This is a genomic window from Streptomyces sp. NPDC059861, from assembly GCF_042731435.1.
In the GTDB taxonomy this organism is placed as follows: domain Bacteria; phylum Actinomycetota; class Actinomycetes; order Streptomycetales; family Streptomycetaceae; genus Streptomyces.
The window spans coordinates 93595-118285 of the sequence record NZ_JBHWJQ010000016.1 but is presented as its reverse complement, the minus strand read 5'-3'; the positions used below and the strand labels follow the sequence as shown (position 1 = coordinate 118285).

The 24691-nt window shown below is 72.5% G+C and carries 30 protein-coding genes and 1 pseudogene; 13 read left to right on the top strand and 18 right to left on the bottom strand.

All coding sequences use genetic code 11. The features are described 5' to 3' along the window. Window positions 1-3: 3 nt before the first annotated feature. Window positions 4-249: a hypothetical protein gene (locus ACFV6X_RS16845; protein WP_129803775.1), complete on the bottom strand. Its 246-nt coding sequence runs from the start codon at window positions 247-249 to the stop codon at window positions 4-6. A 273-nt stretch (window positions 250-522) separates the two neighbouring features. Here ACFV6X_RS16845 and ACFV6X_RS16840 point away from each other — a divergent pair, with 273 nt between their 5' ends. Next, the gene (locus tag ACFV6X_RS16840) at window positions 523-2898 is read left to right on the top strand and encodes a SpoIIE family protein phosphatase (protein ID WP_385383820.1); all 2376 of its coding nucleotides are present in this window, start codon (window positions 523-525) and stop codon (window positions 2896-2898) included. Window positions 2899-2963: 65 nt separating this feature from the next. Next, window positions 2964-3569: pseudogene (locus ACFV6X_RS16835) on the top strand (ArsB/NhaD family transporter); the annotation flags it as partial. Window positions 3570-3616: 47 nt separating this feature from the next. Here ACFV6X_RS16835 and ACFV6X_RS16830 read toward each other — a convergent pair. Continuing rightward, a complete protein-coding gene (locus ACFV6X_RS16830; RefSeq protein ID WP_385383742.1) occupies window positions 3617-4519 on the bottom strand; it encodes a helix-turn-helix domain-containing protein in 903 nt (300 codons plus the stop codon). 69 nt (window positions 4520-4588) lie between these two features. On the opposite strand from ACFV6X_RS16830, the gene ACFV6X_RS16825 reads away from it, so the two are divergent. After that, on the top strand, window positions 4589-5407 hold the full coding sequence (locus tag ACFV6X_RS16825; RefSeq protein WP_385383739.1) for a phytanoyl-CoA dioxygenase family protein: 819 nt from the start codon (window positions 4589-4591) through the stop codon (window positions 5405-5407). A gap of 3 nt (window positions 5408-5410) precedes the next feature. On the opposite strand, the gene ACFV6X_RS16820 is transcribed toward ACFV6X_RS16825, so the two are convergent. The 3 genes from ACFV6X_RS16820 to ACFV6X_RS16810 all read right to left on the bottom strand — a co-directional run bounded on the left by ACFV6X_RS16820 (window position 5411) and on the right by ACFV6X_RS16810 (window position 7727). Next, window positions 5411-6379, bottom strand: coding sequence for an aldo/keto reductase (locus ACFV6X_RS16820; RefSeq protein ID WP_385383736.1), 969 nt, complete (start codon window positions 6377-6379; stop codon window positions 5411-5413). Between the two features lie 127 nt (window positions 6380-6506). Further along, the gene (locus ACFV6X_RS16815; protein WP_385383733.1) at window positions 6507-6983 is read right to left on the bottom strand and encodes a MarR family winged helix-turn-helix transcriptional regulator; all 477 of its coding nucleotides are present in this window, start codon (window positions 6981-6983) and stop codon (window positions 6507-6509) included. A gap of 180 nt (window positions 6984-7163) precedes the next feature. Then, a complete protein-coding gene (locus ACFV6X_RS16810; protein ID WP_385383730.1) occupies window positions 7164-7727 on the bottom strand; it encodes an NADPH-dependent FMN reductase in 564 nt (187 codons plus the stop codon). Window positions 7728-7879: 152 nt separating this feature from the next. Here ACFV6X_RS16810 and ACFV6X_RS16805 point away from each other — a divergent pair, with 152 nt between their 5' ends. Next, a complete protein-coding gene (locus tag ACFV6X_RS16805) occupies window positions 7880-8347 on the top strand; it encodes a MarR family winged helix-turn-helix transcriptional regulator (protein ID WP_385383727.1) in 468 nt (155 codons plus the stop codon). A gap of 37 nt (window positions 8348-8384) precedes the next feature. Then, window positions 8385-9518, top strand: coding sequence for a CE1758 family FMN-dependent luciferase-like monooxygenase (locus ACFV6X_RS16800; RefSeq protein ID WP_385383724.1), 1134 nt, complete (start codon window positions 8385-8387; stop codon window positions 9516-9518). Here ACFV6X_RS16800 and ACFV6X_RS16795 read toward each other — a convergent pair. Beyond that, on the bottom strand, window positions 9515-10033 hold the full coding sequence (locus ACFV6X_RS16795) for a flavoprotein (RefSeq protein ID WP_385383721.1): 519 nt from the start codon (window positions 10031-10033) through the stop codon (window positions 9515-9517). The two genes, ACFV6X_RS16800 and ACFV6X_RS16795, sit on opposite strands and share 4 nt — an antisense overlap. 9 nt (window positions 10034-10042) lie before the next feature. Further along, window positions 10043-10501, bottom strand: a complete 459-nt coding sequence (locus ACFV6X_RS16790; protein WP_385383718.1) for a DUF1348 family protein — start codon at window positions 10499-10501, stop codon at window positions 10043-10045. A gap of 136 nt (window positions 10502-10637) precedes the next feature. Here ACFV6X_RS16790 and ACFV6X_RS16785 point away from each other — a divergent pair, with 136 nt between their 5' ends. Beyond that, on the top strand, window positions 10638-11222 hold the full coding sequence (locus ACFV6X_RS16785; protein WP_385383715.1) for a TetR/AcrR family transcriptional regulator: 585 nt from the start codon (window positions 10638-10640) through the stop codon (window positions 11220-11222). Between the two features lie 232 nt (window positions 11223-11454). Here ACFV6X_RS16785 and ACFV6X_RS16780 read toward each other — a convergent pair whose 3' ends face one another. After that, entirely contained in the window at window positions 11455-11901 is a 447-nt protein-coding gene (locus ACFV6X_RS16780; RefSeq protein WP_385383712.1) for a nuclear transport factor 2 family protein, read from the bottom strand. 189 nt (window positions 11902-12090) lie between these two features. Here ACFV6X_RS16780 and ACFV6X_RS16775 point away from each other — a divergent pair, with 189 nt between their 5' ends. Further along, window positions 12091-12540 (top strand): nitroreductase family deazaflavin-dependent oxidoreductase, encoded by a 450-nt coding sequence (locus ACFV6X_RS16775; RefSeq protein ID WP_385383709.1) that lies wholly within the window; start codon window positions 12091-12093, stop codon window positions 12538-12540. A 97-nt stretch (window positions 12541-12637) separates the two neighbouring features. On the opposite strand, the gene ACFV6X_RS16770 is transcribed toward ACFV6X_RS16775, so the two are convergent. Then, entirely contained in the window at window positions 12638-13606 is a 969-nt protein-coding gene (locus ACFV6X_RS16770; RefSeq protein WP_385383706.1) for a cation diffusion facilitator family transporter, read from the bottom strand. Between the two features lie 199 nt (window positions 13607-13805). On the opposite strand from ACFV6X_RS16770, the gene ACFV6X_RS16765 reads away from it, so the two are divergent. Together ACFV6X_RS16765 and ACFV6X_RS16760 are read left to right on the top strand one after the other, a co-directional pair. Further along, complete coding sequence (locus ACFV6X_RS16765; RefSeq protein ID WP_385383703.1) at window positions 13806-14837, top strand: glutathione S-transferase family protein; 1032 nt, start codon at window positions 13806-13808, stop codon at window positions 14835-14837. Between the two features lie 73 nt (window positions 14838-14910). After that, window positions 14911-15213, top strand: coding sequence for a DUF4235 domain-containing protein (locus tag ACFV6X_RS16760; RefSeq protein ID WP_385383700.1), 303 nt, complete (start codon window positions 14911-14913; stop codon window positions 15211-15213). Between the two features lie 12 nt (window positions 15214-15225). Here ACFV6X_RS16760 and ACFV6X_RS16755 read toward each other — a convergent pair whose 3' ends face one another. The 3 genes from ACFV6X_RS16755 to ACFV6X_RS16745 all read right to left on the bottom strand — a co-directional run bounded on the left by ACFV6X_RS16755 (window position 15226) and on the right by ACFV6X_RS16745 (window position 17584). After that, window positions 15226-15618 (bottom strand): VOC family protein, encoded by a 393-nt coding sequence (locus ACFV6X_RS16755; RefSeq protein ID WP_385383697.1) that lies wholly within the window; start codon window positions 15616-15618, stop codon window positions 15226-15228. Window positions 15619-15707: 89 nt separating this feature from the next. Further along, entirely contained in the window at window positions 15708-16568 is an 861-nt protein-coding gene (locus ACFV6X_RS16750; RefSeq protein WP_385383695.1) for a hypothetical protein, read from the bottom strand. Window positions 16569-16636: 68 nt separating this feature from the next. Beyond that, window positions 16637-17584 (bottom strand): GlxA family transcriptional regulator, encoded by a 948-nt coding sequence (locus ACFV6X_RS16745; protein WP_385383692.1) that lies wholly within the window; start codon window positions 17582-17584, stop codon window positions 16637-16639. Window positions 17585-17655: 71 nt separating this feature from the next. Between ACFV6X_RS16745 and ACFV6X_RS16740 the strand changes: the two genes are divergently transcribed. The 3 genes from ACFV6X_RS16740 to ACFV6X_RS16730 all read left to right on the top strand — a co-directional run bounded on the left by ACFV6X_RS16740 (window position 17656) and on the right by ACFV6X_RS16730 (window position 19966). After that, window positions 17656-18606: an NADP-dependent oxidoreductase gene (locus ACFV6X_RS16740; protein ID WP_385383689.1), complete on the top strand. Its 951-nt coding sequence runs from the start codon at window positions 17656-17658 to the stop codon at window positions 18604-18606. Between the two features lie 130 nt (window positions 18607-18736). Beyond that, window positions 18737-19189: an anti-sigma factor antagonist gene (locus ACFV6X_RS16735; protein ID WP_385383686.1), complete on the top strand. Its 453-nt coding sequence runs from the start codon at window positions 18737-18739 to the stop codon at window positions 19187-19189. Window positions 19190-19315: 126 nt separating this feature from the next. Beyond that, window positions 19316-19966, top strand: a complete 651-nt coding sequence (locus ACFV6X_RS16730; protein WP_385383684.1) for a DUF4230 domain-containing protein — start codon at window positions 19316-19318, stop codon at window positions 19964-19966. Here the strand turns inward: ACFV6X_RS16730 and ACFV6X_RS16725 are convergent, their stop codons facing one another. The 6 genes from ACFV6X_RS16725 to ACFV6X_RS16700 are packed head-to-tail and all read right to left on the bottom strand — an operon-like array spanning window position 19967 to window position 23725. Further along, the gene (locus tag ACFV6X_RS16725; RefSeq protein WP_385383681.1) at window positions 19967-21748 is read right to left on the bottom strand and encodes a complex I subunit 5 family protein; all 1782 of its coding nucleotides are present in this window, start codon (window positions 21746-21748) and stop codon (window positions 19967-19969) included. It abuts the gene before it with no gap. After that, complete coding sequence (locus tag ACFV6X_RS16720; RefSeq protein ID WP_385383678.1) at window positions 21748-22107, bottom strand: sodium:proton antiporter; 360 nt, start codon at window positions 22105-22107, stop codon at window positions 21748-21750. The genes ACFV6X_RS16725 and ACFV6X_RS16720 overlap by 1 nt, the downstream gene beginning before the upstream one ends. After that, the gene (gene mbhE / locus ACFV6X_RS16715; protein WP_385383675.1) at window positions 22104-22844 is read right to left on the bottom strand and encodes a hydrogen gas-evolving membrane-bound hydrogenase subunit E; all 741 of its coding nucleotides are present in this window, start codon (window positions 22842-22844) and stop codon (window positions 22104-22106) included. Before mbhE ends, ACFV6X_RS16720 begins: the two co-directional genes overlap by 4 nt. Continuing rightward, entirely contained in the window at window positions 22841-23101 is a 261-nt protein-coding gene (locus tag ACFV6X_RS16710) for a hydrogenase subunit MbhD domain-containing protein (RefSeq protein ID WP_385383672.1), read from the bottom strand. The genes mbhE and ACFV6X_RS16710 overlap by 4 nt, the downstream gene beginning before the upstream one ends. Then, the gene (locus ACFV6X_RS16705; protein ID WP_385383669.1) at window positions 23094-23546 is read right to left on the bottom strand and encodes a monovalent cation/H+ antiporter complex subunit F; all 453 of its coding nucleotides are present in this window, start codon (window positions 23544-23546) and stop codon (window positions 23094-23096) included. Before ACFV6X_RS16705 ends, ACFV6X_RS16710 begins: the two co-directional genes overlap by 8 nt. Next, the gene (locus ACFV6X_RS16700) at window positions 23543-23725 is read right to left on the bottom strand and encodes a hypothetical protein (protein WP_385383666.1); all 183 of its coding nucleotides are present in this window, start codon (window positions 23723-23725) and stop codon (window positions 23543-23545) included. Before ACFV6X_RS16700 ends, ACFV6X_RS16705 begins: the two co-directional genes overlap by 4 nt. A gap of 455 nt (window positions 23726-24180) precedes the next feature. Here ACFV6X_RS16700 and ACFV6X_RS16695 point away from each other — a divergent pair, with 455 nt between their 5' ends. Beyond that, window positions 24181-24627, top strand: a complete 447-nt coding sequence (locus ACFV6X_RS16695) for a VanZ family protein (protein ID WP_385383817.1) — start codon at window positions 24181-24183, stop codon at window positions 24625-24627. The last annotated feature ends 64 nt before the right edge of the window (window positions 24628-24691 follow it).

Sequence of the window (24691 nt, the reverse complement as noted above, 5' to 3'; positions counted from 1 at the left end):
CTCTCAGGCGGCCCGTCCCTCGCCACCGGCGGGCGGCTCGTCGTCGGGGAAGGCGGCCGCGAACTCGTCCGCGTGGGCGGCGAAGAACCGGCGGAAGGCCTCGGCGCCCTCCTGCAGCGCCCGATGGCGCGCGATGTCGGCGGCGGCCGCCTCACGCACGAGGGCCTTCATCGACGTACCGCGCTCCTTGGCGATCTGCCGAAGGTCCTCCAGCTCACGATCACTGAACTCCACGTTGAGGGCTGGCATGTCCTCACGGTACCGCCAGGGTACTTGACCGTAAATACCACCAGCTCAGAGGGACCTGGAGACGGTACCGGACGGACGGAGGACGCTCAGGATGCGGGCGAGACGGGTCACCCGCAGCCGATGACGTACCGAAGCACTCACAACGTGTCACGGAACAGCTTCTGACCTGGCGCCAGGCGCCCGCGACCGGATTCGCACGGGACCGCCACGCACTACGCTGGAACCGATGTGGCTCGATTGTTCACTGTGCGTATGCGCGATGGAGTGACGACGATGACCCCGGAGTACCCGTTCGACGAGGCTGCCACGGCCCGGGCCGTCATCGACGCCGAGGGCCGGGTGACCGAGTGGGGCGAAGGTGCCCGGCGGCTGCTGGGCTGGACGGCGGACGAGGTCGTCGGGCGCCCCGCCGCGCGGCTCGTCCAGGGTCCGGCGCCCACGACCCACGGACCGCGGTGGGACGGAACGCTCACTCTGCGCCGCCAGGACGGCCGCACGGTGTCCGTCTGGCTGCTCGCCCACCGGCGGCCCGGCCCGGACTGCGGTGGCGGGGAATGGCTGGTCGTCAGCCCGCTGGAGAGCGCCCGGTCCCGCCCGGCGAGCAGTGCGCTGGACCGGGCCGAGCTGATCCAGTCGCCCTGTGCCGTCGCGATCTACGACGAGCACCTCCGGCTGTACCGGATGAACGGCGCCCTGGCCGCGCTCGTCGGGCTGCCCGAGGAGCGGGTGCGGGGCCTGCGCGTGTCCGAGCTCAGCGACCGGCTGCAGGGCCAGGAGATCGAACGGCAACTCCAGCGCGTGCTCACCACCGGCGTGGGGCACGACATCCGGACCTACCTCCCGGTCGGCGAGGACGGTCTGATGAACGCCTGGCTGGCCCGGATGGCGCCGATCAGGGACGAGGCGGGACGGGTGCGCGGGGTGTGCGTGGCCGTGCACGACTTCACCGACCAGTACCTGGCCCGCGAAAGGCTCCAGTTGGTCAACGAGGCGAGCCGCCGGATCGGCAGCACCCTCGACGTCGTCCGGACGGCGCAGGAACTGGCGGACGTCTGTGTGCCCCGGCTCGCCGACTTCGTCAGCGTCGACCTGCTCGACCCGCCCGAGCCCGGGGGCGAGGCCGCCACCGGCCCGCTCACCGCGCCGGTCACGCTGCGCCGGGCGGCTCACCGATCGGCCGACCCCGGCAGTCCCGAGGCGGTCGTGCAGCCGGGCGAACCGGACACCTACCCCGCCGGCTCGCCGCAGGCCGACTCCCTGCTGGCCGGCCGGACGACGGCGGCGGTCCTGCCGTCCGGGGCCCTCACCCAGTGGCTGAACCAGGACACCGCCCGCAGGGAGTGGATCCGGCAGTACGGCGTCCACGCCATGATGTCCGTGCCGATCCGGGCGCGCGGTACGACCCTGGGCGTCGCGGTGCTCATCCGGTTCCGCCGCCCGGACCCGTTCACGCCGGACGACCAGTTGCTGGCCGAGGAGATCACGGCCCGTGCCGCCGTCTGCATGGACAACGCCCGCCGCTACTCCCGGGAGCGCGAGACCGCCCTCGCCCTGCAGCGCAGCCTGCTTCCGCAGTCACTGCCGAGCACGGCGGCCGTGCAGGCGTGCTCGCGCTACCTGCCGGCGGCACGGGCCGGGGTGGGCGGCGACTGGTTCGACGTGATCCCGCTGTCCGGGATGCGGGTCGCGATGGTGGTCGGCGACGTCGTCGGCCACGGCATCCAGGCCTCCGCCACGATGGGACGGCTGCGCACGGCCGTGCGCACGCTCGCCGACATCGACCTCGCCCCCGACGAGCTGCTCACCCACCTCGACGACCTGGTCCTCCGGCTCTCCGACGAGGCCGGCACGGACGGCAGCCCGGGCGAGGTGGGGGCGACCTGTCTGTACGCGGTGTACGACCCGGTGTCGCGGCGCTGCACGCTGGCCCGGGCCGGGCATCCCGCGCCGTTCATGGTGCGGCCGGGGAGTACGGCCGAGGAGGTCGAGCTGCCCGCGGGGCCACCGCTGGGCCTCGGCGGGCTGCCCTTCGAGGCGGCCGAGCTGTATCTGCCCGAGGGCACCGTCCTGGCGTTCTTCACCGACGGGCTGGTCGAGTCCCACGACCGGGACGCGGACGCCGGCCACCAGCTGCTGCGCGAGTCCCTGTCGCGGACCGCCGCGACCCTGGACCTGACCTGCGACCAGGTCCTGCACCAGCTGCTGCCGGCGGGCGGCGCCTGCGACGACGTCGCCCTGCTGCTGGCCCGCACCCAGGGGCTGCCCGCCTCGCGGGTCGCGACCTGGGACATCCCGGCCGACCCGGCGCTGGTCGCCCCGGTGCGCAAGCAGGTGATCGAGCAGCTCGGCGTGTGGGGGCTGGAGGAGGCAGGGTTCACCACCGAGCTGGTGGTCAGCGAGCTGGTCACCAACGCCATCCGGTACGGCGCCCGCCCCATCCGGCTCCGCCTGATCCACGACACGGCCAGGCTGATCTGCGAGGTGTCGGACACCAACCACAGCGCACCGCACCTGCGGCGCGCCAAGACCTGGGACGAGGGCGGGCGCGGCCTCCTCCTGGTCGCCCAGCTCACCCAGCGCTGGGGCAGCAGGCACACACCCGAGGGCAAGACGATCTGGGCGGAACTGGCGCTGCTCGACGAGGAGTGAGCCACGCGGGCCCCGTTCGCGCCGACCTGCCCCGCCGGACGAGCGGGACCAGGCCGTGAAGACGCCCGAACGGCCCGTGTTCGGCACTGGTCACGGTGGCCTGCACGCTGGCCGGGTTCGCGGTGACGTCGGCGCTGGGCCTGGAGCCGGCCTGGGCCGCCGCCGCGGGCGCGCTGGTCCTCGCGGCCCGCGCCTGCGTACACCGCCGTGCGACGCCGTTCACGGTCGTGCGGGCCTCGGCGCCCGCGTTCCCGGCGTTCGAGCTCGCCCTCGGTGTGATGGTGCGCGCGGTGGTCGACAACGGCCTCGCCCGTGCGCTCGGGCACGCGCTGCCGGACGGGTCGGGGCTCCTGGCACTGCTCGGCGTCGCCGTGCCGGCCGCCCTCCTGGCCAACCTGATCAACAACCTGCCCGCGGTGCTGGTCCTGCTGCCGCCGGCCGCCCCGTCCGGGCCGGGCGCGCTCCTGGCGGTGCTGCTCGGCGTGAACATCGGCCCGAACCTCACGTACGCGGGGTCGCCGGCCACCCTGCTGTGGCGACGGATCGTCCAGCGTCACGGCCACCATGTCGACCTGCGCGAGTTCACCCGCCTCAGCCTGCTCGCCGTACCGGCGACGCTGATCGCCGCCGTGGTCGCGCTGTGGGTGTCCCTCCGGGTCGTCGGGGTGTGAGCCCCTGGCGGCCGGGGGCCGGGTCACCCGGGTGGACCAGTCCGGCGTCACCGGTGTGACGCCCGGCACGCGCCCGGGGGAGCTCCGAAGCGGGCGTGGAAGACCCGGTTGAAGTGGAAGGGGCTGGCGAAGCCCGATGCCGTGGCCACACGTTCCACGGACAGGTCGGTGCCCTCCAGCAGGCGGGCGGCGTGCCGGAGGCGGGTCTCGCGCAGGCTGCGCATCGGCGACTCCCCCGTCTGCTGGACGAACAGGTGCGCGAACCGGGAGGGCGACAGCACGACCGCCTCCGCCAGCGAGCGGACGGTGTGCGGGGCGCCGGGGTCGGCCGCGATCAGCGCCTGGGCCCGGCGCACCCGGGCGTCGATGCCCCGCGGCGGCACGGCGGTGCGCGCGGCGGACGCCGTGAGCAGGACGATCTCCTCCAGGGCGCAGAGCGCCAGCTCGTGGGCCGCCGTGCCGTGGGCGACGGCCACCGGGTCGTCGGCGGGCAGGGTCGCGGGCGGTGCCTCCGCGCCCGTCCAGCGGGCGTCGGCGAGCATCCTGCGGAACGCCGACTCCACCCGGCCGTGCAGCGCCGCGGGGACGGGGCCGACGACATGGACGCCGTCTCCGGCGTCGTACGGGCGAAGCCAGGGCCGCCAGGACGGGCGTGCCTGGCAGTGCGCCCACCAGAAGCGCCAGTGCAGCGCGCCCGGGGCGACGCCGTAGCCCTGCCGGACGCCGGGCGCGAGCACGACCAGGTCGCCCGGTTTCGCGGGCGACCCGGTGCCGCCCTGGCGCAGTCGGCCCCGGCCGCCCGTCGTCCAGGTGAACAGCCAGCTGTCCACGCCGCGTGGCCGATCCACGGCGTAGCCCGGAGACTGGTCGAAGTGGCCGATCACCACCAGGCCGGGCGGCGGCGACGGAGCGCCGGGTGCAGCAGCCTCGGGCAAGTCGTCAGCGCTCATGGGCATCCTCCACAGCCGCGTTCCGGCCTAGCGTGGTGTACCGGGGACACCTCACCGAGGAGTGGACGCATGACAGCCACGGACATCGGCGCCGCCGGTCATCCCTTCCTGACCGAGGAGGGGCTCGCACGGTTCCGGGAGGACGGTTTCACGGTCGTACGCGGGCTGTTCGGGCACGACGAGATCGACCGCCTGTGCGCGGAGTTCACGGCGCTGCACGCGGGCGGTCCGGTGCCGGGACACTTCCAGCCGAGAGCGGGCGACGACCCGCTCGCCGCCTACCCGAGGGTCATGCACCCGCACGAGATCAACGACCTGGCGCTGCGGTTCCTGCTGGACGCGCGGCTGCGCGGGGTGCTGGAGGTGCTGCTCGGCGAGGAGGCGCTGGCCGCGCAGAGCATGTTCTACTTCAAGCCGCCGGGCGCCCGGGGGCAGGCGCTGCACCAGGACAACTTCTATCTTCGGGTCGAGCCGGGCACGTGCGTGGCGGCCTGGGTGGCCTGCGATGTGATCGACCGGGAGAACGGCGGTCTGGAGGTCGTGCCGGGCACGCACCGGATGGACCTCTTCTGCCCGGAGGAGGCGGACGAGCGGGTGTCGTTCGCACGGGAGTACGTGCCGCCGCCCCCCGGGCTCAGCCCCGTACCGGTCGACATGCGGCCGGGCGACGTCCTGTTCTTCAACGGCAGCCTGGTCCACGGCTCCGGGCCGAACCGCGCCGCCGACCGCTTCCGGCGTTCGTTCATCGGCCACTACGTGGGCCGCTCCACCGAACGCATCGGCGGCCACTACCGCACGCTGACGATGAGCGGCGACCGGGTGCCGCTGCCCGAGAGCGAGGGCGCGGGCCCGTGCGGCACGGAGTTCGCCCCACCGGGCCCGCACTGAGCCTCAGTGCCCCGAGACGGGGTGCGGGGCGTAGGGCTGCTCCAGTTCCTCGATCTCCTTGCCGGTCAGCTCCATCTCGACGGCGGCCACCGCGTCGTCGATGTGGTGCGGCTTGCCGGCGCCGATGACCGGGGCCGCCACCGTGTCCTGGTGCAGCAGCCACGCGAGGGCGACCTGGGCACGCGGCACGCCCCGGTCGTTCGCGATCCGGGTGACGGCCTCGACGATCGTGCGGTCGCCCTCCTGGTAGAGACGGCCGCCGAAGTCGTCGTTCGCACTGCGCTCGGTGGTGGTGCCCCAGTCCCGGGTGAGGCGGCCGCGGGCGAGCGGGCTCCACGGCAGCACGCCGACGCCCTGGTCCGCGCAGAGCGGCAGCATCTCACGCTCCTCCTCGCGGTACAGGAGGTTGTAGTGGTTCTGCATGGACACGAACCGGGTCCAGCCGTGCAGCCGGGCCGTGTACTGCGCCTTGGAGAACTGCCAGGCGTACATCGAACTCGCGCCGATGTAGCGCACCTTGCCCGCCTTGACCAGGTCGTGCAGCGCCTCCATCGTCTCCTCGATCGGCGTCTGCGGGTCCCAGCGGTGGATCTGGTAGAGGTCGACGTAGTCGGTACCGAGGCGGCTGAGGCTGTGGTCGATCTCGGTCATGATCGCCTTGCGGGAGAGACCGCCTCCGTTGGGACCGGGCCGCATCCGGCCGTGCACCTTCGTGGCCAGCACGATCTCGTCCCGGCGGGCGAAGTCCTGCAGCGCCTTGCCGACGATCTCCTCGCTGGTGCCGTCCGAGTAGACGTTGGCGGTGTCGAAGAAGGTGATCCCGGCCTCCAGCGCCTGCCGGATCAGCGGGCGGGACGCCTCCTCGTCGAGGGTCCACTCGTGGGCGCCCCGGTCGGGAAGACCGTAGGTCATGCAGCCCAGACAGATCCGCGAGACGTCCAGGCCCGTCGAACCGAGCTTCACGTACTGCATCGTTGCTGCTCCTGCCGTCGAAGGGGGTCCGAGGCGAGCGTACGTCTTCGCGCGCACTCCAACCGGGGGCGTGGTCTGCGCTGGTCGGTGACCCGGATCCGGGCCCGGAGCGGCGTGTCCGCGCCGGTCAGGTGGCGATGTTGCGCAGCGCCGCCGCGAGCTTGCCGAGGTCCAGTTCTGTCAGGTGGTCGAGGAAGTGGCGCCGGACGGAGGCCAGGTTGGTCGGGTAGGCCTCCTCCAGCCGCGCGAAACCCGCGTCGGTGAGGATCGCGTTCCAGCCGCGGGCGTCCTGTTCCGACCGGACCCGCCGGATGAGTCCCTGGCTCTCCAGCCGGCCCGCCAGACGGGTCATGCCGCTCAGTGACATCTCGCAGGTCTCGGCGAGATCGCCCATGCGCAACTGGCGGTCGGGCGCCTCGGAGAGGTTCACCAGAGCCAGGTACTCGGTGAGGGACAGCCGCTGCTCGCGGATCATGTCGGCGTCGAGGGCACGCGGCAGGGAGTAGACGATGCGGCCGAGCGACCGTACGACGGCCTCTTCGTCCGGGGTGAGGGGTCGCAGCTCCCGCTCGACGGGATCAGGCTGCCCTGCGGTACGTGACATGGCCTCATGTTACTTGTCCGGCGAAGGACCTGACCGAGGCCCCGCACAACGGCGCCCGGCGGACCGGTGGGCTCCGTGGTGGCGTCGTTGCCACGCCGGAGCCCACCGGTCGCGCCGGTGCCGCCCTGGCCGGCACGCCCTTCACAGGGCGGCACCCAGGGTCGAGGTGCGGTGCGTCCGTTACGCGGCGGCACGCAGCGGGGCGAGGGCCGCGCTCCAGGCCAGCACCTGGTCGAGTGTGGTGTTCAGGGCCTCCACCTGGAAGTCGCCGGGCTTGAGGACACTGAAGTTCTCGAAGTCGTGGAACAGCGACAGCCCGACCTGGGCGCGGACGTCGGCCATCTGCAGCTCGCCGGCGATCAGGCGAAGGTGCTCGACCGCGCGGGCGCCGCCCATGGCGCCGTAGCTGACGAAGCCGACGGCCTTGTTGTTCCACTCGGCGTACAGGTAGTCGATCGCGTTCTTCAGCACGCCGGACGTCGAGTGGTTGTACTCGGGCGTCACGATGACGAAGCCGTCGAAGGAGTCGATCTTGCGCGCCCACTCCTGGGTGTGCGGCTGGGAGTACTGGCCCAGCGACGGCGGCAGCATCTCGTCGAGGTGCGGGAGCTTGTAGTCGAGGAGGTCGACCAGCTCGAACTCCGCGTCGGTGCGCTGCGAGGCGATGTCGCGGACCCAGTGGGCCACGGCCTCGCCGTTACGCCCGGGGCGGGTGCTGCCGAGGATGATGCCGATCTTGATCATGCCAAAACCCTTCACAAAGGCGCTCCCGGTACAGGTCCGGGTATATTTGCTTCGACAAGCAACCTAGGCGGGATGTGTTTGCTTCGTCAAGTAAGTGTTTCGCGACCGGTCCACCCCCGTCCGTGACCGCGAGGAACGAGGTGATGTCTGCCATGACACCGAAGCCGGCACCGTCCACTGCCGCCCCCCGCCCGCTCACCGCGGACGAGGAGGCCGTCGTCCGGTTCCTTCCGCATCTCGTCTACGCCCTGCCGCGCGCGATCGACGCCGCCGTGGTCCGCGAGAAACAGCTGCCCACCACGGATTACCTGGCCCTGATGCATCTGTCCGAAGCGCCGCACCGTCAGCTGCGCATGGGTGACCTGGCCGACGCCTGCGAGATGTCGCTCAGCGGCACGACCCGTGTCGTGCACCGGCTGGAAGGCGAGGGGTTCATCCGGCGGGTGCAGTGCGACCAGGACGGCCGCGGCTGGCACGCCGCCCTCACCGACGCCGGCCTCGCCCGCCTGGAAGAGGCCTGGCCGGCCCATCTGGCCGCCGTCCGGCGCCACTTCCTCGACCACCTGGCCGGCCTGGACCTCAGGGCGCTCGCCGCCGCCTTCCGCAACGTCGCGACCTGAGCGCCGCGCGACCGACACCACAGACAGGAACCACACCATGCAGTTCGGAATCTTCGGCGTGGGAGACGTGGCCCGCGACCCGGTGTCCGGCCGGACTCCCACGGAACACGAGCGGATCAAGGCCCTCGTGGAGTACGCGAGGCTCGCCGAGGACGTCGGCCTGGACGTCTTCGCCATCGGCGAGCACCACAACCCGCCCTTCGTCCCGTCCTCCCCCACCACGCTGCTCGGGTACATCGCGGCACGGACGGAACGCATCCTGCTGTCCACGTCGACCACGCTCATCACCACCAACGACCCGGTGAAGATCGCCGAGGACTACGCGACGCTCCAGCACCTGGCCGACGGGCGGCTCGACCTGATGCTGGGCCGGGGCAACACCGGACCCGTATACCCCTGGTTCGGCCAGGACATCCGCAACGGCATCGCCCTGGCGATGGAGAACCACGCCCTGCTGCGCCGGCTGTGGCGCGAGGAAGTCGTCGACTGGGAAGGGGAGTTCCGGACCCCGCTGCAGGGCTTCACCGCCACCCCCCGCCCACTGGACGGCGTGGCCCCGTTCGTCTGGCACGCCTCCATCCGCAGCCCGGAGATCGCGGAACAGGCCGCCTACTACGGCGACGGCTTCTTCCACAACAATCTCTTCTGGCCGAAGGAACACGTCCGGCAACTGGTCGACCTCTACCGGCGCCGCTTCGAGTACTACGGGCACGGCCGGGCCGAGCAGGCCGTCGTCGGCCTGGCCGCGCACCTGTTCGTGCGCCCCGACTCCCAGGACGCCCTGCGCGAGTTCCGCCCCTACTTCGACGGATCCGCCGGCTACGGGAGCGGCCCCTCCCTGGAGGACACCATGGCGCGGACGGCGGTACTGGTCGGCAGCCCGCAGCAGGTGATCGAGCGGGTGCTCACCTACCGCGAGAACGCGGGCGGCGACTACCAGCGCCAGCTGTTCAACGTGGACGGCATCGGCGTCCCGCACAAGACCGTGCTCGAACAGATCGAGCTGCTGGGCGAGATCGTGCCCGTCCTGCGCGAGGAGTTCGCCCTCGGGCGTCCCGCGCACGTTCCGGACGCGCCCACCCACGCCTCGCTCATCGCCACGGGCCACGCACAGCCGCCGCGGGGGGCGGACCCGACGGCGAGGCGCACACCCGCGGTCGTCCAGCCCTAGCGGTCGAGCAGGTCCAGCGCGCGCTCCCACCGGAACGCGTTGCGGGCCTCCTCGCCGGAGTACGGTTCGCCGAAGCGGACGCCCATCCCCCGCAGCCGTATCAGGCTGTCCTGGTAGGCGGGATGGGCCGCCAGCGCGTCCCCGACGCAGGGCAGGACCGCGATCGGGACGCCCAGTCCGTACGCCTCGCAGAGGGTGGCGACGGCGAGGGTGTCGCCCAGGCCTGCCGCCCATTTGTTGATGGTGTTGAAGGTGGCCGGCGCCACCGCCACGGCGTCCGGAGGCGGGAAGGGGCGCGGATCGTCCGGTGTGCGCCAGGCAGACCGGATCGGACGGCCGGTCCGCGCCTCGACGGCGGCGGTGTCGAAGAAACCGCCCATCGCGACGGGCGTCGCGATGACGCCCACCTCCCACCCCCGCTCCTGGGCGGCCGCGATCAGTTCGCCCACGTCCGCGGCGATCCCGGCGGCGCAGACGACGACGTAGAGGAAAGGCTTCCCGTCCTGTTCGGTCACCCGGGAACCCTACTGAACCGGGAACGACCACCCGCGCTCGGCCGCCGGCCGCGGGCCGTGGATACGGCGCGCCCTGTCCTCGATGGCCACGTCGTTGATGCTGGCCTCGCGCCGGGTCATCAGGCCGCTCTCGTCGAACTCCCACAGCTCGTTGCCGTGCGACCGCCACCACTGGCCGTCGGCGTCCCGGCACTCGTACTGGAAGCGGACCGCGATGCGGTTGCCGTCGAACGCCCAGAGGTCCTTGCGCAGCGCGTACTCCAGCTCGCGCTCCCACTTCGCGGTGAGGAACTCGACGATCTCGGCGCGGCCGGTGACGAAGGTGCCGCGGTTGCGCCAGACCGAGTCCTCGGAGTAGGCGAGCGCGACCTTGTGCGGGTCGCGGGTGTTCCAGGCGTCCTCGGCGGCCTGCACCTTCTGCGCGGCGCTCTCACGGGTGAAGGGCGGCAGGGGCGGGCGGGTGCTCATGGGCTCTCCTCGACAGTCGGGGCCACGAGGGAGAACGTGCGTTCTCCAACTCGTTGCTACGCTAGGAGAACGCACGTTCTCACGTCAACCGGTACACACGGTCATCTCGTTCTCACGACAAGGAAGTGGTCGTCCCATGGACAGCGCAGTCGCCCGGGAGCGGGCTCTGGACGCCGCCGAGCGGCTGTTCTACGGGCGGGGTGTGCAGTCCGTCGGCATGGACGACGTGCGCGGCGCCTCAGGGGTCTCGCTCAAACGCCTCTACCAGCTGTTCCCGGCTAAGGAGCAGTTGGTCGTGGCGTATCTGGAGCGGCGTGACGTGCGCTGGCGCGAGCGGCTCGCCACGTTCGTGGCCGCCCGGGAGGAGCCCCGGGAGCGGATCCTCGCGGTCTTCGACTGGCTTGCCGAGTGGTTCACCGAGGAGGACTTCCGCGGCTGCGCCTGGATCAACGCCTACGGCGAACTGGGCGCCGTCTCCGACGGGGTGGCCGCGCAGGTGCGGGCGCACAAGCAGGCCTTCCGGGAGTACGTCGGCACCCTGGTGGCCGACGCCGGGCTGCCCGCCGCGCTCACCGCGCCGCTGTACCTGCTGGCGGAGGGCGCCATGGCCACGGCCGGGATCACCGGGAGCGCGGAACCCGCCGCGCAGGCAGGCGAGGGGGCCCGGCTGCTGCTGGCGGCCGATGTCACCTCGGCCGGGGCCGTTCCGTCGCAGGAGTGACGAAGCAGGCTGGAGAGAGGTGACCCATGGGCGGGCAGGAGGAGCTGGCGTCGCGGTTCGAGGCCGAGCGCGGGCGGCCCGCGGGCGGTCGCGCTCCGGCGTCGTCGTCGCCCGCACGGACGGCTGCTCCTCGCCCTCACGGTCACCGTCGAGGGCGACCGGATCGGCTCGTACGAGGTCGTCGCCGACCCGGATCGGCTGCGGCGGCTGGAGCTGGCGGTGCTCGGCGGGCTCAGCTCGCGCTGAAGGCCCGGGCCACCGACAGGCTGTCCTCGTAGACGTGGTGGCGGACGATCAGGCCGTCCTCGACGGTGAGGTGCAGGGCGAACCGGGCGCGGTAGGCGCGCCCCGTCGAAAGGGCCGTCTGGCGGATCTCGCCCAGCACGACGGCGTCGGCGCCGTCCACGAGAACGCGCTCGATCCGGGTGTCCGCGGCGCCCGGGACATGGTGGGCGGCCAACTCGCGGTAGTGGGCGGCGGCGTCACCGTTCGCTCCGCGCTGCGTGATCCACGGGGTGGCGGCGCGGCCGTGGTCGTCGTCCGGCCAGCTCAGCTTCCAGTCGGCGTGCGCGGCGTACAGCTCGGCGATGTGCGCGGGGTCCCCCTGGCCGATCCTGCGGAGCAGTTCGTCGAGCACGGCACGGGTCGTCGTGGCGGTCCCGGTCGGGGTGGCGGTCATGGGGGTCGTCTCCTTCGGGCGGCGGCCGGTGGGGTCGCTCCCGACTCTGCCGTGGGCCCGCGGCCGGCGCGATTACCCGGGAGGTAATCGTGGGAGCCGGGAGTGTCGGCGAGGTGGATGAATCCGGTGTTTGCCAGTGTTGAGGCTCCGTGTTGGCCGGCTTCGGTACATGACGATGGGACGGTTGCCATGCCTCTTGAGGGTGAGTACGAGCCCAGCCCCGAGCAGTGGGTTCGCGAACAGGTGGAGTTGTACGAGAGCTCCGGCGGAACGGAGGGGACGACCCTGCTGGACACCGGGCTGCCCGTCGTCGTGCTGACGACGCTGGGCGCGCAGAGCGGCAAGATCCGCAAGACGCCGGTGATGCGGGTCGAGCACGGGGGCGTCTACGCCATCGTGGCGTCGCTGGGCGGAGCGCCCAAGCATCCGGTCTGGTACCACAACGTCAAGGCCCATCCCGAGGTGGAACTCCAGGACGGGCCGGTGAAGCGGGACATGAGGGCCCGGGAGGTCACCGGCGCGGAGAAGGAGCCGTGGTGGGAGCGTGCCGTCGCCGCCTATCCGCCCTACGCCGACTACCAGACGAAGACCGACCGGGTCATCCCGGTGTTCGTGCTGGAACCGGTCGACGGGGACTGAGCCGGCGGTTCCCAGGCCCGGGATCGACGCCCCCCGTGGCCCGGAAACCGTTCCCGGCCCGGCATGCATGAAGGTGAGGGTGCCGGGCACCCGCACGTCAGGCCCCGCCGCGTTCCCCCGTCGCGGCGGGGCTTTCCCGTGCCTCCTGGGCGGGCCGGTCGGTCACGTCGAGGAAGATCTGGCCGGCCTCCGGCACCGCGCGGGCGATCGACCGCTTGATGCGCACGGCGACCTCCTCGACCCGCTCGCTGTCCAGACCGGGCACCAGGTCTACGCGGGCGGCCACGAGCGCCGAGTCGATGCCGGTCTTCATGGTGAACAGCGCCTCCACGCTGTCGATCTCGGGCTGCGCCCGCAGCAGCGAGCAGATCCTGTCGCTCGACTCCGGGTCCGCGGCCTCGCCGATGAGCTGGGTGCGGGCGTCCTTGCCGAGCCGGTAGGCCACGTAGACCAGCAGCGCGCCGATGGCGAGCGACGCGGACGCCTCCCACACCACCTCGCCGGTGACCATGTGCAGCGCCATGCCGATGAGGGCGAGGGTCACACCGAGCACCGCGGTGCCGTCCTCGGCGACGACGGTGCGCAGCGCCGGGTCGCGCAGGCCGTCGGCGAAGCCCTGCCCGCGCAGCTGGTGCAGGGCACGGAGCAGGGACGCGCCCTCGGCGAGGAGGGCGACACCGAGGACGATCATGCCGGCCAGATAGCCGCCGAAGCTCTCCTCGCCGCCCTTGGCGAGTGCCTCGACGCCCTGGAAGAACGAGAAGCAACCGCCCATGACGAAGATCCCGACGGCCGCGAGCAGCGACCAGAAGAACCGCTCCTTGCCGTAGCCGAAGGGATGCCGCCGGTCGGCGGGGCGGCGGCTGCGGCGTAGCGCGGCCAGCAGGAAGACCTCGTTGAGACTGTCGGCCACGGAGTGCGCCGCCTCCGACAGCAGGGCCGGCGAGCCGGCGATCACACCGCCGATCGCCTTGGCCACCGCGATCACCAGGTTGGCCGAGAGCGCGACCAGCACGGTGACACGGGTCTTCCGGTCGGCCTCGTGGTCGGTCCTGCGGTCGGTCATGGGCTCCGTGCCCGCATCCGCCTTCCTCCCCCGGGCCTTCGCCCGCTCCTGGTCTCCGTCCTTCGCTGATTCCGCGGATGTCCCGTTCACCACCGCCGATTGCCCCCGCCGGCGCAGATCACACAGTGCCAGGGGCGGAAACGGGGGAACTCGGGGAACCCGGGTCGACAGCACGCCCACGGCAGTGAGGAGAGAGGTCATGAGCGGCCAGGGTGACGGGAAGGGCGACGGCAACAGCGCGTACGGCCACAAGTCGTTCCGGCGGTCCAAGAGCCACTTCGCGGACCGGATCACGGCGGACGGCCGGGACGGCTGGCCGGTCGAGGCGGGACGTTACCGTCTGGTGGTCAGCCGTGCCTGTCCGTGGGCGAGCCGGGCGGTGATCTCACGCCGGCTGCTGGGCTTGGAGGAGGCCCTGTCCATGGCCGTCGCGGACCCCATCCAGGACGACCGCAGCTGGCGCTTCACCCTCGAACCGGACGCCCGTGACCCCGTCCTCGGCATCCGCTTCCTCGGCGAGGCGTACGACAGGCGGGAGACCGGCTATCCGGGCGGTGTCAGCGTGCCGGCCGTCGTCGACGTGCCCACCGGGCAGCTCGTCACCAACGACTACCAGCAGATCACCCTCGACCTCGCCACCGAGTGGACCGCCCTGCACCGGGAGGGGGCGCCGGACCTGTATCCGAAGAGCCGGCGGGACGAGATCGACGAGGTGATGGCGGGCGTCTACCAGGACGTCAACAACGGGGTGTACCGGGCCGGTTTCGCCACCGGACAGGAGGAGTACGAGGCCGCCTGCTCGGACGTCTTCCGCCGGCTGGAGCTGCTGACCCCGCGGCTGGCAGGGCAGCGCTACCTGGTCGGCGACACGATCACCGAGGCGGACATCAGGCTGTTCACCACGCTGGTCCGGTTCGACGCCGTATATCACGGTCACTTCAAGTGCAACCGGTGGAAGCTGACGGAGAACCAGGTGCTCTGGGCGTACGCCCGCGACCTGTTCCAGACGCCCGGCTTCGGCGACACCGTCGACTTCGACCACATCAAGCGGCACTACTACCAGGTGCACACCGGCATCAACCCGACCGGGATCGTGCCACGCGGCCCGGACCTCGGGGGCTGGCTCGCCCAGCATCACCGGGAGGAACTCGGCGGGCGCCCGTTCGGTGACGGCACCCCACCGGGGCCGGTGCGCCCGGGTGAGGAGGTCCCGGTGACCGGCCGGCCCTGAGCCGGCGTGGCCCCGTGACCCCGTAGCCCGTAGCCCGTAGCCCGTAGCTCACGATCGAACCAAGGAGACCCAGGTGGCCAAGAAGAAGAAGCAGAAGCTCCCCGTCGCCTACCAGCCCGTCGGTTGGCTGCTGGGGTGGGCCGGCGGCTGGCTGGCCGGGCTCGCCTTCCGCAAGACGTGGATGGCGATCCGGCACGAGGAGGACGCGCCGGACGCGCTGGACCCGGACCGCAAGTGGGGCGAGATCCTGCTGGCCGCCGCGGTCCAGGGCGCCATCTTCGCCGCGGTGCGCAGCGCCGTGGACCGCGGTGGCGCCAAGGCCATCGAGCGCTCGACCGGCGTGTGGCCGGCGGCGCAGAAGGGCGGCCGGGACTGACGCCGACCTTGGTCAGCCCTGCTTCGGCGCCGTCGGCACAGCACGGCGCAGAGTGAAGGAATGGCCCGCCGGGTCGGAGTAGCCGCGTTCCTCGGACGGCCCGGCGGAGTCCTTCGTGTCCACGGGGCGTCCGCCCAGCGAGACGACGCGGCGCTCGGCGGCGTCCAGGTCCGTCACGACGAACTCCAGGTGCGCCTGGAGGGAGTTCTCGGGGCGCGGCCAGCTCGGCGGCGTGGCGTTGACGTCGCGCCGGAAGGCCAGACGGGTGCCGTCGGCGTTGCGGATCTCCACGCGGTTGGCGGTCGCGTCGGTCTCCTCGGCCTCCAACAGCTCCCTGTAGAACACGGCGAGTTTCTCGGGCTCGGCGCAGTCGAGCACCAAGACGCCCGCGGTCACCACTGACATGTCTTCCTCCGAAGGGTCCGTGGGCGCGGGACGATGCTGTCCCGCCGCCCTGTCCTTGCGGTTGTCCCGGCCCTGCGGAATCAGGCCGCTCACTTGCAGCCCGGACCGGGCTGCACCCGGGGCCAGGACTCCACCTCGCCGGAGGTGCCGACGTACACGGCCGCGGTGTCGGCGGTCCGCCAGAGGCGGCGTTCGCCGAGGTGGTGGCCGGTGTCGCGGGCGTCTGCGGGGAGGCGGGCGGTGGGGAGGTAGGGGCCGGTGAGCATGGTGGTGGGGAGGGCGCCCTCGGGGTCACGGGCGTAGGTGGCGCCTCGGGTCTCCAGGAAGGTGACCGACCGCCACCCGCAGTGCGCGTCGCCCCGGGTGGTGTGGAGTTCGGTGAACGGCACGCGGTCGCCGTGGGCGTCGGTCCAGATGTCGTAGGGCTGGGTGTCGGTGAACGACGCCGGGAGTTCGGCCGGGTCGCACGCGGCGCTCGTCTCCGGGCCCCACCCCGGGGAGTCCGGGCGGTCCTTGGCAACCACGACCGCGACCTTGGTCCGGCCGGCCACGTCGAAGGAGTACAGGACGCGGTCGGCCGTCTCGCGTTCCGCGCGATACCCGTGGTCCGGCTCCTCGGGCTGTTCGAGGTCGAAGTAGGCCGCGAGGCCCTCCTCGGGTGTGGCGCCTCCGTCGGCCTCGCCCCAGCCTCCGTTCGAACCGCCCGTGTAGATCTCCCCGTCACACTCCAGGGCCCGGCCCGCGGCGCCCGAGTCCAGGCGCGGGGCGGGTTCGGCGCGCTCGCCGAGGGGGCGTGCGGGGATGCGCAGAGGCCCGTCGTAGGGCTTCGCCGGAGGTGTGCCGGTGATCACCAGGTCCTTGCGGTCGCCGGGACCCGGGTCGCATCCCGTCGCCGTCGCCGCTGTCACCGCTGTCAGGAGCGCCACCGCCGCCCTCAGCCCTTTGCGCATGTGTGCCACCTCTGTCCGTGCGCCCGCCGTCGTCCTCCTACGACGCGGCAGCCGCCCGGAACGTTTGGTCAGCGCGTCGTCCGGAACGTGCGGCGGTACGCCTGCGGTGAGACGCCGATCGCGGCGTGCAGGTGCTGGCGCAGGGACGCGCCGGTGGCGAAGCCGACCTGGCCGGCGATGCTGTCGACCGGGAGGTCGCTGGACTCCAGGAGGTTCCGGGCACGCGCGACGCGCTGCTGGATGAGCCAGCGGCCGGGGCTGACACCCACCTCGTCGTGGAAGCGGCGGGCGAAGGTGCGCAGGCTCATCCGGGCGTGGCCGGCGAGGTCGGACAGGGTCAGCGGTTCGCCGAGGCGTTCCAGGGCCCAGACGCGGGTGGCGGCCGTGCTCGTGGCACCGGTGTCGGGCACCGGCCGCTCGATGTACTGGGCCTGGCCGCCCTCCCGGAACGGCGGCACGACACAGCGCCGTGCGACGGCGTTGGCGAGACGGCTGCCGTGGTCCTTGCGCACGAGGTGGAGGCAGACGTCGACACCGGAGGCGGCTCCGGCGGAGGTCAGGACGGGGTCGTCGTCGACGAAGAGGACGTCGGGGTCGAGCTCGACGTGCGGGAACATCCGCCGGAACAGGTCGGCGAGGTGCCAGTGCGTGGTGGCCCTGCGGCCGTCGAGCAGGCCGGCGGCGGCCAGCACGAAGGCGCCGGTGCAGATCGAGACGATGCGGGTGCCGGGCCGGATCCGGGCGAGCGCGGCCCGCACCTCGTCCGGCACGTGGTCGGTCAGGAACTCCTGCCCGACCGGGGGGATCACCACCGTGTCTGCCGTGGCCAGGGCATCGGGACCCCGCTCGACGGTGATCGAGAAGTCGGCGTTGGTGCGTACCGGCCCGCCGTCCGCGCTGCACGTCCTGACGTCGTACCGGCCGTCCGCCGCGCCGAAGATCCGGCTGGGGATGCCCAGTTCGAAGGGGTACACGCCGTCGAGGGCCAGCACCACGACCCGTTCCACACGCTGCATGGCACGATCCTATCGAAGGTTGGCAATCGTGCCATTTCCCGAGCGGGCGGGCCCGGGCAGGCTGGGTCACCATGAGCGATGTGAACACCATGCGAGCCATCACCCAGGACGCCCTCGGCGGCCCCGAGGTCCTCCGGCGGACAGAGGTGCCGCGGCCGGCCCCGCGGCCGAACGAGGTGCTGGTCCGGGTACGGGCCGCCGGCGTCAACCCGACCGACTGGAAGCACCGCGCCACCGGCGGTTTCCTCGGCGAACCGCCCTTCACCCTCGGCTGGGACGTCTCGGGCGTCGTCGAGGCGACCGGTGTCGGCGTGGCCCTCCACCAGCCGGGCGACGAGGTCTTCGGCATGCTGCCCTACCCCTTCGGCCACGGCTCGCACGCCGAGTACGTGATCGCCCCGGCCCGCGCCCTCGTCCCGAAGCCCGCGGGGCTCGACCACACGCAGGCGGGCGCGCTGCCGCTGGTCTCGCTGACCGCGTGGCAGGCGCTGGTGGAGCGGGCGGACCTGCGGCCCGGCCAGCGGGTGCTGATCCACGCCGCGGCGGGCGGCGTCGGGCATGTGGCCGTGCAGATCGCCAAGGCCCGGGGCGCGTACGTGGTCGGCACGGCGAGCGCGGGCAAGCACGACTTCCTGCGCGAGATCGGCGTGGACGAGCCGGTCGACTACCGGACGACCGCCTTCGAGGAGGCCGTCCACGACGTCGACGTGGTGCTCGACACCATCGGCGGCGACCACTCCGTGCGCTCGCTGCGCGTGCTGCGCCCGGGCGGCATCGTGGTGTCGCTCCTGCCGGTCGGGTCGGACGACTTCTTCGAGGAGGCCGGGCGGCTCGGCGTACGGGCGATCCGGATGCTGGTGGACGCCGACCAGCACGGCATGAAGGCGATCGCGGAGCTGGTCGAGGACGGGCGGCTGCGGCCGACGATCGCGGGGACCTTCCCGCTGGCCGAGGCCGCCAAGGCGCACGAGATCGGCGACGCCGGCCGGACCACGGGCAAGCTGGTGCTGCTGGGCGACTGACCCGAGCGCGCGACGACCGTCGGCCCGCCAGGCCTCACCAGGATCTGGCGGGCCCTCTCGTAACACTTCGTTCAAGTAGCGAAGAAACTCGGTCGCGTTTCGAAGACATATGTCAATCGAACATGCTGCAATGCTTTCCATCGAGGTAACTTGCAGGGCAGGGCCCGCAGTTGCGGGTCCACCGGCACCGGTGGGAGGTGAGGTCGACGTGGAGCGGAACACCGCGCCGCTCACCCGTCATCTGCGGGTCCACCGGGAACACGGGCACACCGTCCTGGAGTTCCGCGGCGAGATCGACATCGCGGCGGCGGCGGAGATCCTCCCCCACCTGGACGACCTGACCGCGCGACCCGGCGCCCGGATCGTGATCGACCTCGGCCCGGTCGAGTTCTTCGACTGCTCCGGGCTGCGCCTGCTGTCCCGGGCGCACAGCCGGGTGCTCGCCCACGACGGGCAGTTGCACCTGGTGTGCGACCACCCCATGACCCTGCGCGTGCTGCGGGTCACCGGGCTGCACCGCCTGCTGCCGCCGCTGCCCACGCTGGACGCGGCCTTCCGGCGGCCCGGGACGCCCACGGTCTGACGCCGGGCCGCCGGCGCGCTCCCCGTCTCCCCCACTGCACCCGCATCGGTCGTACATGCGTCAACCAACCGGACTGGGGCAGAATTTGGCGGGCATGGGGGAGAGCAGGAAGGAGGACCGTCGCCCATGACGACTTCGATCAAGCGCATGCCCGGTTGGGCGAAGGCACTGAGCGCCCTCGTAGTGGTGCTCGTCGTGCTGTTCGCCGGGATCCGGCTGAGTGTGCTGCCGGGCCTGAAGGACCTGTTCGGGACGGAGACCCACGACCGCTCGGGGCCGGCCCTGCTCAAGTCGATCCAGGACATGAGCCGTTACGACGCCGCCTCCGGCAACTTCCAGGTCGTCGTGGACCTGGAGAAGGACACCAAGTACCTGCCCGACGCCATCCGCGGCACCCGCACCCTGTACATCGGGGCGGGCACCGTCGACGCCTACGTCGACCTGGGCAAGATCGGCGAGGACGACGTGACGGTCGACGAGGGCCGTACGTCCGCCACGCTGCGGCTGCCGCACGCGGCACTCGGCAGGCCGGCACTTGACCCCGACCGCTCCTACGCCGTCTCCAAGCAACGCGGTCTGTTCGACCGGCTCGGCGACCTTTTCTCGGACAACCCCAACGGCGAACAGGCCGTGCAGCAGCTCGCGGTGCGCCACATCCGTGACGCGGCCGAGGAGAGTGAACTCACCAGGCGCGCCGAGAGCAACACGACCGGCATGCTCAAGGGCCTGCTGGGCTCGCTCGGTTTCAAGGAGGTCGAGGTCACCTACGGAACCTGATCAGGGCCCAAGGACTCCGGGCAGGGCGAGGGCGCCGAGCAGGGTGGCGCCCACCAGCAGCCAGGCCACGTAGTCCCCGACGTGCCCGGACTGCAGGCGCCGCAGCGGCAGCGCCCAGTCCGGGGCGGCGAGCAGCTTCGGCCGGGTCGCGGCCACCGCGGCCAGCCCCACGGCGAGCGCCGTCGAGAGGAGGCCCAGCACGACGCCGAGCGGCGTCCAGTGCACGGGCACGACGGCGCCGCCGGAGCCCGCCTCGTTCACCACGTGCGCCACCGCCTCGGCGAAGCCGGGGACCACCCCGGCGGCGAGCGCGCCCGCGAGCAGCGACGCCGGGACGGCGGTCATGGTGTCGGGGACGGCACCGAGCCGCCCCCGGGTCTCCGGCTCCTCGCCGGAGCCGGTGGTCTCGTACCTCCCCGCCTGCGCCTCGTGCTCCCCCGCCTCCGGCGGCGGGGGTCCGAGGCCCAGGAAGACCCGCCCGGCGACCCGCAGGACCGCGGCCGCCGTGAGCGCCGAGGCGACGACGTAAAGCCCGGCGAGCGGGCCGCCCGTCGCCTCCTCCGCGACCGACTTGCCGAGCGACCCGGCGAACGGCGGCAGCCCGGCGAGGGCCAGGCCGCCGACGAGGAACAGCACGGCCACCGTGCGCAGTTCCCGGGCCCGTCCGTGCAGGGCGTGCTCGTCGACGCTGCCGTACCGGTCCAGCAGGATGCCCACGCAGGCGAACAGGGCGGCCTTCACCCCGGCGTGGCCGAGGATGTACAGCGCGATCCCGTCGTCGGCCTCCGGGGTGAGGACGCCGATGCCGATCAGGAACAGCCCGGTGTGGGCGACGGTCGAGTACGCCAGGAGCCGCTTGATGTGCCGTTGGTACCAGCACATGACCGCCCCCACGACCGCCGTCAGTACTCCGAGCACGACGAGCACCCGCTCCAGGTCGGCGGCCGGGACCCCGCCGGGTCCGGCGAAGACCGTCCCGTACACGCGCCAGACGCCGAAGACGCCGAGCTCGACCATGACGCCGGACAGCAGCATGCACACGGGGGTCGGGGCGACGGCGTGGGCGTCCGGCAGCCAGAAGTGGAAGGGCACGGCCGCGGACTTGACCAGAAGACCGGTGAGCACCAGGACGAAGCTCGCGAGGACCAGCGCGTCGGGCCCGCCGTGCGCGTCCAGCCCCCGGCCGATCAGCGACATCGACAGCTCGCCGGTGCGCGCGTACAGCAGGACGATACCCATCAGCACGGCGTACGCGCCCAGCGAGTTGACGACGCCGAAGGTGAGCGCGCCCTGCACGGCCTTGGCCTCCTCGACGCGGTAGCCGGTCAGGGCGTACGCCACGACGCTCATCAGCTCGAAGAACACGAACGCGTCGAACAGGTCGCCCGCGATCGCGAAGCCGCACATGCCGGCCTGGAACAGCAGCATCAGCGCCGGGAACGAGCCGGCGTGCCGACGCGCCGGCTCCTCGAAATAGCGCCAGGAGTACGCCAGGGCCGCCAGGGTCAGCAGCGAGGCGAGGGCGGCCATACCGAGCCCGGGGCCGTCTCCCGTCAGCACGATGCCGATGCCGCGGCCGTCCACGGGCTTCCAGCCGCCGACCCATTCGGTCCTCGGCGGCGAGGAGTTCAGCAGCAGGAGGACGGCCAGCGCCGCAGTACCGGCCGAGACGGCACAGCCGACGATGTCGGCGGCGACCCGGGGCAGGGCCCGGCCCACGGCGACCAGCAGGCCGGCGCCGAGCAGCGGGACGGCGACGAGGAGCGGCAGCTGGTGGTGCATCAGCCGCGCAACTCCGACAACTCGTCGGGGTCGACGGTGCCGTGCCGCTTGGAGATCTGCACGACCAGCGCGAGCAGCAGGGCGGTGACGGTGGCGCCGACCACGACGTCGGTGAGTGCGAGGGCCTGCACGACCGGGTCGACGACCGGACGGGAGCCCGGTTCGATGTCGGAGAACACGGGGGCGGTGGCGTCGTCGCGGTAGCCGACGGCGAGCAGCAACACGTACGTGGCGGCCTGGCAGACGGACAGACAGCCGACGGCGTGGATCAGGTTGCGGCTGGTGGCCAGTCCGTAGCAGCCGGCCAGGAAGACCCACACCGCGACCAGATAGGGCAGCACGTCCAGCAGCGCGCTCATGTGCGCCTCTCCTCCTCGATCTCGACGGCCTGGTCCAGGAAGCGGGCGAGCAGGACGACGACCGCGCAGGCGACCTCCATGCCGATGGCCGCGTTCAGCAGGGGGACGGTGCCGCCCGAGGACAGCGTGTTGAAGGTGCCGTACGGCAGCAGGGTGTTGGCGAGGAAGGCGGTGCCGGCGAGGACGCCGGCGAGGCCCAGGACGGCGTAGGCGCAGGCGGCGGCCGCGTCGCCGACCTCGTACAGGCCGACGGGGCGGATGCGTTCCAGGGCGCGGTAGTCGGCGCCGAGGTAGAGCAGGTGCAGGGCGGTGGCGGCGACCACGCCGCCCTGGAAGCCGCCGCCGGGGCTGAGCTGGCCGTGCGCGACGACGTACAGGCCGACGATCAGGGCGACGGGCAGCACGATCAGGGCGTAGCGGCGTACCGGCGGCTCGACGTCGGCGGGTTCGGGCCGGGCGCGGTGTTCGTCACGGGTCTGGCGCAGCAGGACCACGCAGCCGAGGACGGCGGCGAACAGGATGGTCATCTCGCCGAGGGTGTCGAAGGCGCGCTGGTCGAAGTTGACGGAGGAGATCGTGTTGGCGGTGTGCCGGGCGAGGGAGGCACGCACGGCCCGATCGCCGTACGGGTGCGAGGCGCCGCCGAAAGCCGGCATTTCCAGGCAGGCGGCGACGAGCAGCGCGGCCAGCCCCGCGCCGCCGACGGCCAGCAGCCACAGCCGGACGCGCCGGTTCACCGCTCACGTCCCTTCCGCCGGCCGCGGCGTCTGGCCTTGCGGACGGTGAGCAGCAGCAACAGCGGGGTGACTGCGGAGCCGACGGCCAACTGCGACAGGCCGACGTCGGGGGCCTGAAGGGCGGTGAACAGCACGGCGAGCACCACACCGAGGACGGCCAGCACCAGCGCCTGGCGCACCGGGTCGCGGACCGCGACGGCGAGGGTCGCGCAGCCGGCCACGAGCAGCAGCGCCACGACGACGACGGGGTCAGCCACCGCGCACCCCCTGGATGCCGCCGGTCAGCGCACGGGTGGCGACCACGTTACCGCCGACCAGCAGCGCCCCGACCACCAGGAGCTTGACCGTCGCCCGGCCGGGAGCGGTCACCGCGCACAGCGCCGGCACGACGACCGCTCCGAGGGCGGCCGTCGCCCAGGTGGGCCACCAGCCGCGCGGCGGGTGCTCGGCCAGTTCGTCGGCGAGGAGCCGGGCGAACACGAGCGTGCCGACCGGGCCGAGCACGGCGAGGGCCAGCGCCACATCGACGTAGGCCGGACGCCCGTAGGCCTGGGAGAGCAGGAGCAGGCCGGGGCAGGCGACGGCTGTGGCGAGGTTCTGCGCCACGACGCGGCGGCCGAGCGGGCCGGTGGCCACGCCCCACAGGGTGGCCGTCAGGCCGCCACCCAGTGTGACGGCCGCGGCGAGCAGCCAGCCGTTCACCGGCCGGTCACCGCCCGGCGCGCGGCCCGTGCCGCCAGTGCGGCCAGGCCCGCGGCGCCCGCGCCCACCACGAGTTCCAGGGTGTCGACCGCGTTGATGAGGGCCAGCCACAGGCCGACGAGCAGCACCCACCAGGACAGCACCTCGGCCACGGCGAGCAGCTTCGTACGCCGGGTCATGGGTGGCCACCTCCGCGGGCTCTTCAGGTCACTGCGCGTCATCAAAGCACCGGCCCCCCAGATGCGCGGGACGGCGCGCGGGTCCCGGGCGGAGTGCCCCTGCGGGACAAAGGGAAACCGGTACCGCATCTCTGCGGGGTCCGGGGGTAATCGCGTTGTTGGCCAAGGCAAGTTGACCTCTGGAGGACCGAGTGGCCCGTGCAGCATTGCTGTCCCGCGTTCTGACGCGCCCGCGACTCGCCAAGCGGTCCGCCGCCGAGCCCGCCGCCGGGCGGACCGCCACTCCATCCGCCGCCAAGCGGTTCACCAGGGCCCTTGCCAAGCGGTCCGTCGAGCCGTCCGCCAAGCGGTCCGCCCCGGCAGCCGCGAAGCGGCCCGCGAAGACATCCGCCAAGCGGTCCGGGAAGACCTCCGCCGAGCGGTCCGCCAAGGGGGATCCGAAGCCGCGGCGCCCGCTGCTCGCGGTGATCGGCCGGGCGGTGGCGATGACCTGTGCCTTCGCCTTCATGGTCGCCTTCGCCGTGGTGCTGGCCAAGCTGACCCTGCAACCCTCCCCGGCGTCGGAGGCGCTGACGCACACCAACCTGCGTCCCGGCGACTCCCTGCAGGCCTATCTGGACCAGCCGCAACTGCGCGACGCGGTGAAGCAGATCGGCGGCAACCTGCTGCTCGGGGTGCCCTTCGGGGTGCTGGTGCCGGTGCTCGCGCCGCGGGCCCGGGGGATCGTCCGGGTGCTGCTGCTCACCGCGGTCGTGATGCTGGCGGTGGAGCTGGTCCAGGGGGCGATGATCACGGGCCGCGCCTTCGACATCGACGACGTCATCCTCAACACGGCGGGCGCGCTGGCCGGGTACCTGCTGGTGGGGCGCCGCCTCGGACGGGCGGTGCACGCGCGGCGCTGAGGGGCTCAAGTCCTGGTCTGGGCCAAGGTATTGACGCGCCCTTACCTCATCTCTTAAATCAAGG

Excerpts from the sequence above, each read along its gene's own strand:
- ACFV6X_RS16845 (WP_129803775.1), bottom strand. The coding sequence starts at position 249 with ATGCCAGCCCTCAACGTGGAGTTCAGTGATCGTGAGCTGGAGGACCTT.
- ACFV6X_RS16840 (WP_385383820.1), top strand. The coding sequence starts at position 523 with ATGACCCCGGAGTACCCGTTCGACGAGGCTGCCACGGCCCGGGCCGTC.
- ACFV6X_RS16830 (WP_385383742.1), bottom strand. The coding sequence starts at position 4,519 with ATGAGCGCTGACGACTTGCCCGAGGCTGCTGCACCCGGCGCTCCGTCG.
- ACFV6X_RS16825 (WP_385383739.1), top strand. The coding sequence starts at position 4,589 with ATGACAGCCACGGACATCGGCGCCGCCGGTCATCCCTTCCTGACCGAG.
- ACFV6X_RS16820 (WP_385383736.1), bottom strand. The coding sequence starts at position 6,379 with ATGCAGTACGTGAAGCTCGGTTCGACGGGCCTGGACGTCTCGCGGATC.
- ACFV6X_RS16815 (WP_385383733.1), bottom strand. The coding sequence starts at position 6,983 with ATGTCACGTACCGCAGGGCAGCCTGATCCCGTCGAGCGGGAGCTGCGA.
- ACFV6X_RS16810 (WP_385383730.1), bottom strand. The coding sequence starts at position 7,727 with ATGATCAAGATCGGCATCATCCTCGGCAGCACCCGCCCCGGGCGTAAC.
- ACFV6X_RS16805 (WP_385383727.1), top strand. The coding sequence starts at position 7,880 with ATGACACCGAAGCCGGCACCGTCCACTGCCGCCCCCCGCCCGCTCACC.
- ACFV6X_RS16800 (WP_385383724.1), top strand. The coding sequence starts at position 8,385 with ATGCAGTTCGGAATCTTCGGCGTGGGAGACGTGGCCCGCGACCCGGTG.
- ACFV6X_RS16790 (WP_385383718.1), bottom strand. The coding sequence starts at position 10,501 with ATGAGCACCCGCCCGCCCCTGCCGCCCTTCACCCGTGAGAGCGCCGCG.
- ACFV6X_RS16785 (WP_385383715.1), top strand. The coding sequence starts at position 10,638 with ATGGACAGCGCAGTCGCCCGGGAGCGGGCTCTGGACGCCGCCGAGCGG.
- ACFV6X_RS16780 (WP_385383712.1), bottom strand. The coding sequence starts at position 11,901 with ATGACCGCCACCCCGACCGGGACCGCCACGACGACCCGTGCCGTGCTC.
- ACFV6X_RS16775 (WP_385383709.1), top strand. The coding sequence starts at position 12,091 with ATGCCTCTTGAGGGTGAGTACGAGCCCAGCCCCGAGCAGTGGGTTCGC.
- ACFV6X_RS16770 (WP_385383706.1), bottom strand. The coding sequence starts at position 13,606 with ATGACCGACCGCAGGACCGACCACGAGGCCGACCGGAAGACCCGTGTC.
- ACFV6X_RS16765 (WP_385383703.1), top strand. The coding sequence starts at position 13,806 with ATGAGCGGCCAGGGTGACGGGAAGGGCGACGGCAACAGCGCGTACGGC.
- ACFV6X_RS16755 (WP_385383697.1), bottom strand. The coding sequence starts at position 15,618 with ATGTCAGTGGTGACCGCGGGCGTCTTGGTGCTCGACTGCGCCGAGCCC.
- ACFV6X_RS16750 (WP_385383695.1), bottom strand. The coding sequence starts at position 16,568 with ATGCGCAAAGGGCTGAGGGCGGCGGTGGCGCTCCTGACAGCGGTGACA.
- ACFV6X_RS16745 (WP_385383692.1), bottom strand. The coding sequence starts at position 17,584 with ATGCAGCGTGTGGAACGGGTCGTGGTGCTGGCCCTCGACGGCGTGTAC.
- ACFV6X_RS16740 (WP_385383689.1), top strand. The coding sequence starts at position 17,656 with ATGAGCGATGTGAACACCATGCGAGCCATCACCCAGGACGCCCTCGGC.
- ACFV6X_RS16735 (WP_385383686.1), top strand. The coding sequence starts at position 18,737 with ATGCTTTCCATCGAGGTAACTTGCAGGGCAGGGCCCGCAGTTGCGGGT.
- ACFV6X_RS16730 (WP_385383684.1), top strand. The coding sequence starts at position 19,316 with ATGACGACTTCGATCAAGCGCATGCCCGGTTGGGCGAAGGCACTGAGC.
- ACFV6X_RS16725 (WP_385383681.1), bottom strand. The coding sequence starts at position 21,748 with ATGCACCACCAGCTGCCGCTCCTCGTCGCCGTCCCGCTGCTCGGCGCC.
- ACFV6X_RS16720 (WP_385383678.1), bottom strand. The coding sequence starts at position 22,107 with ATGAGCGCGCTGCTGGACGTGCTGCCCTATCTGGTCGCGGTGTGGGTC.
- ACFV6X_RS16700 (WP_385383666.1), bottom strand. The coding sequence starts at position 23,725 with ATGACCCGGCGTACGAAGCTGCTCGCCGTGGCCGAGGTGCTGTCCTGG.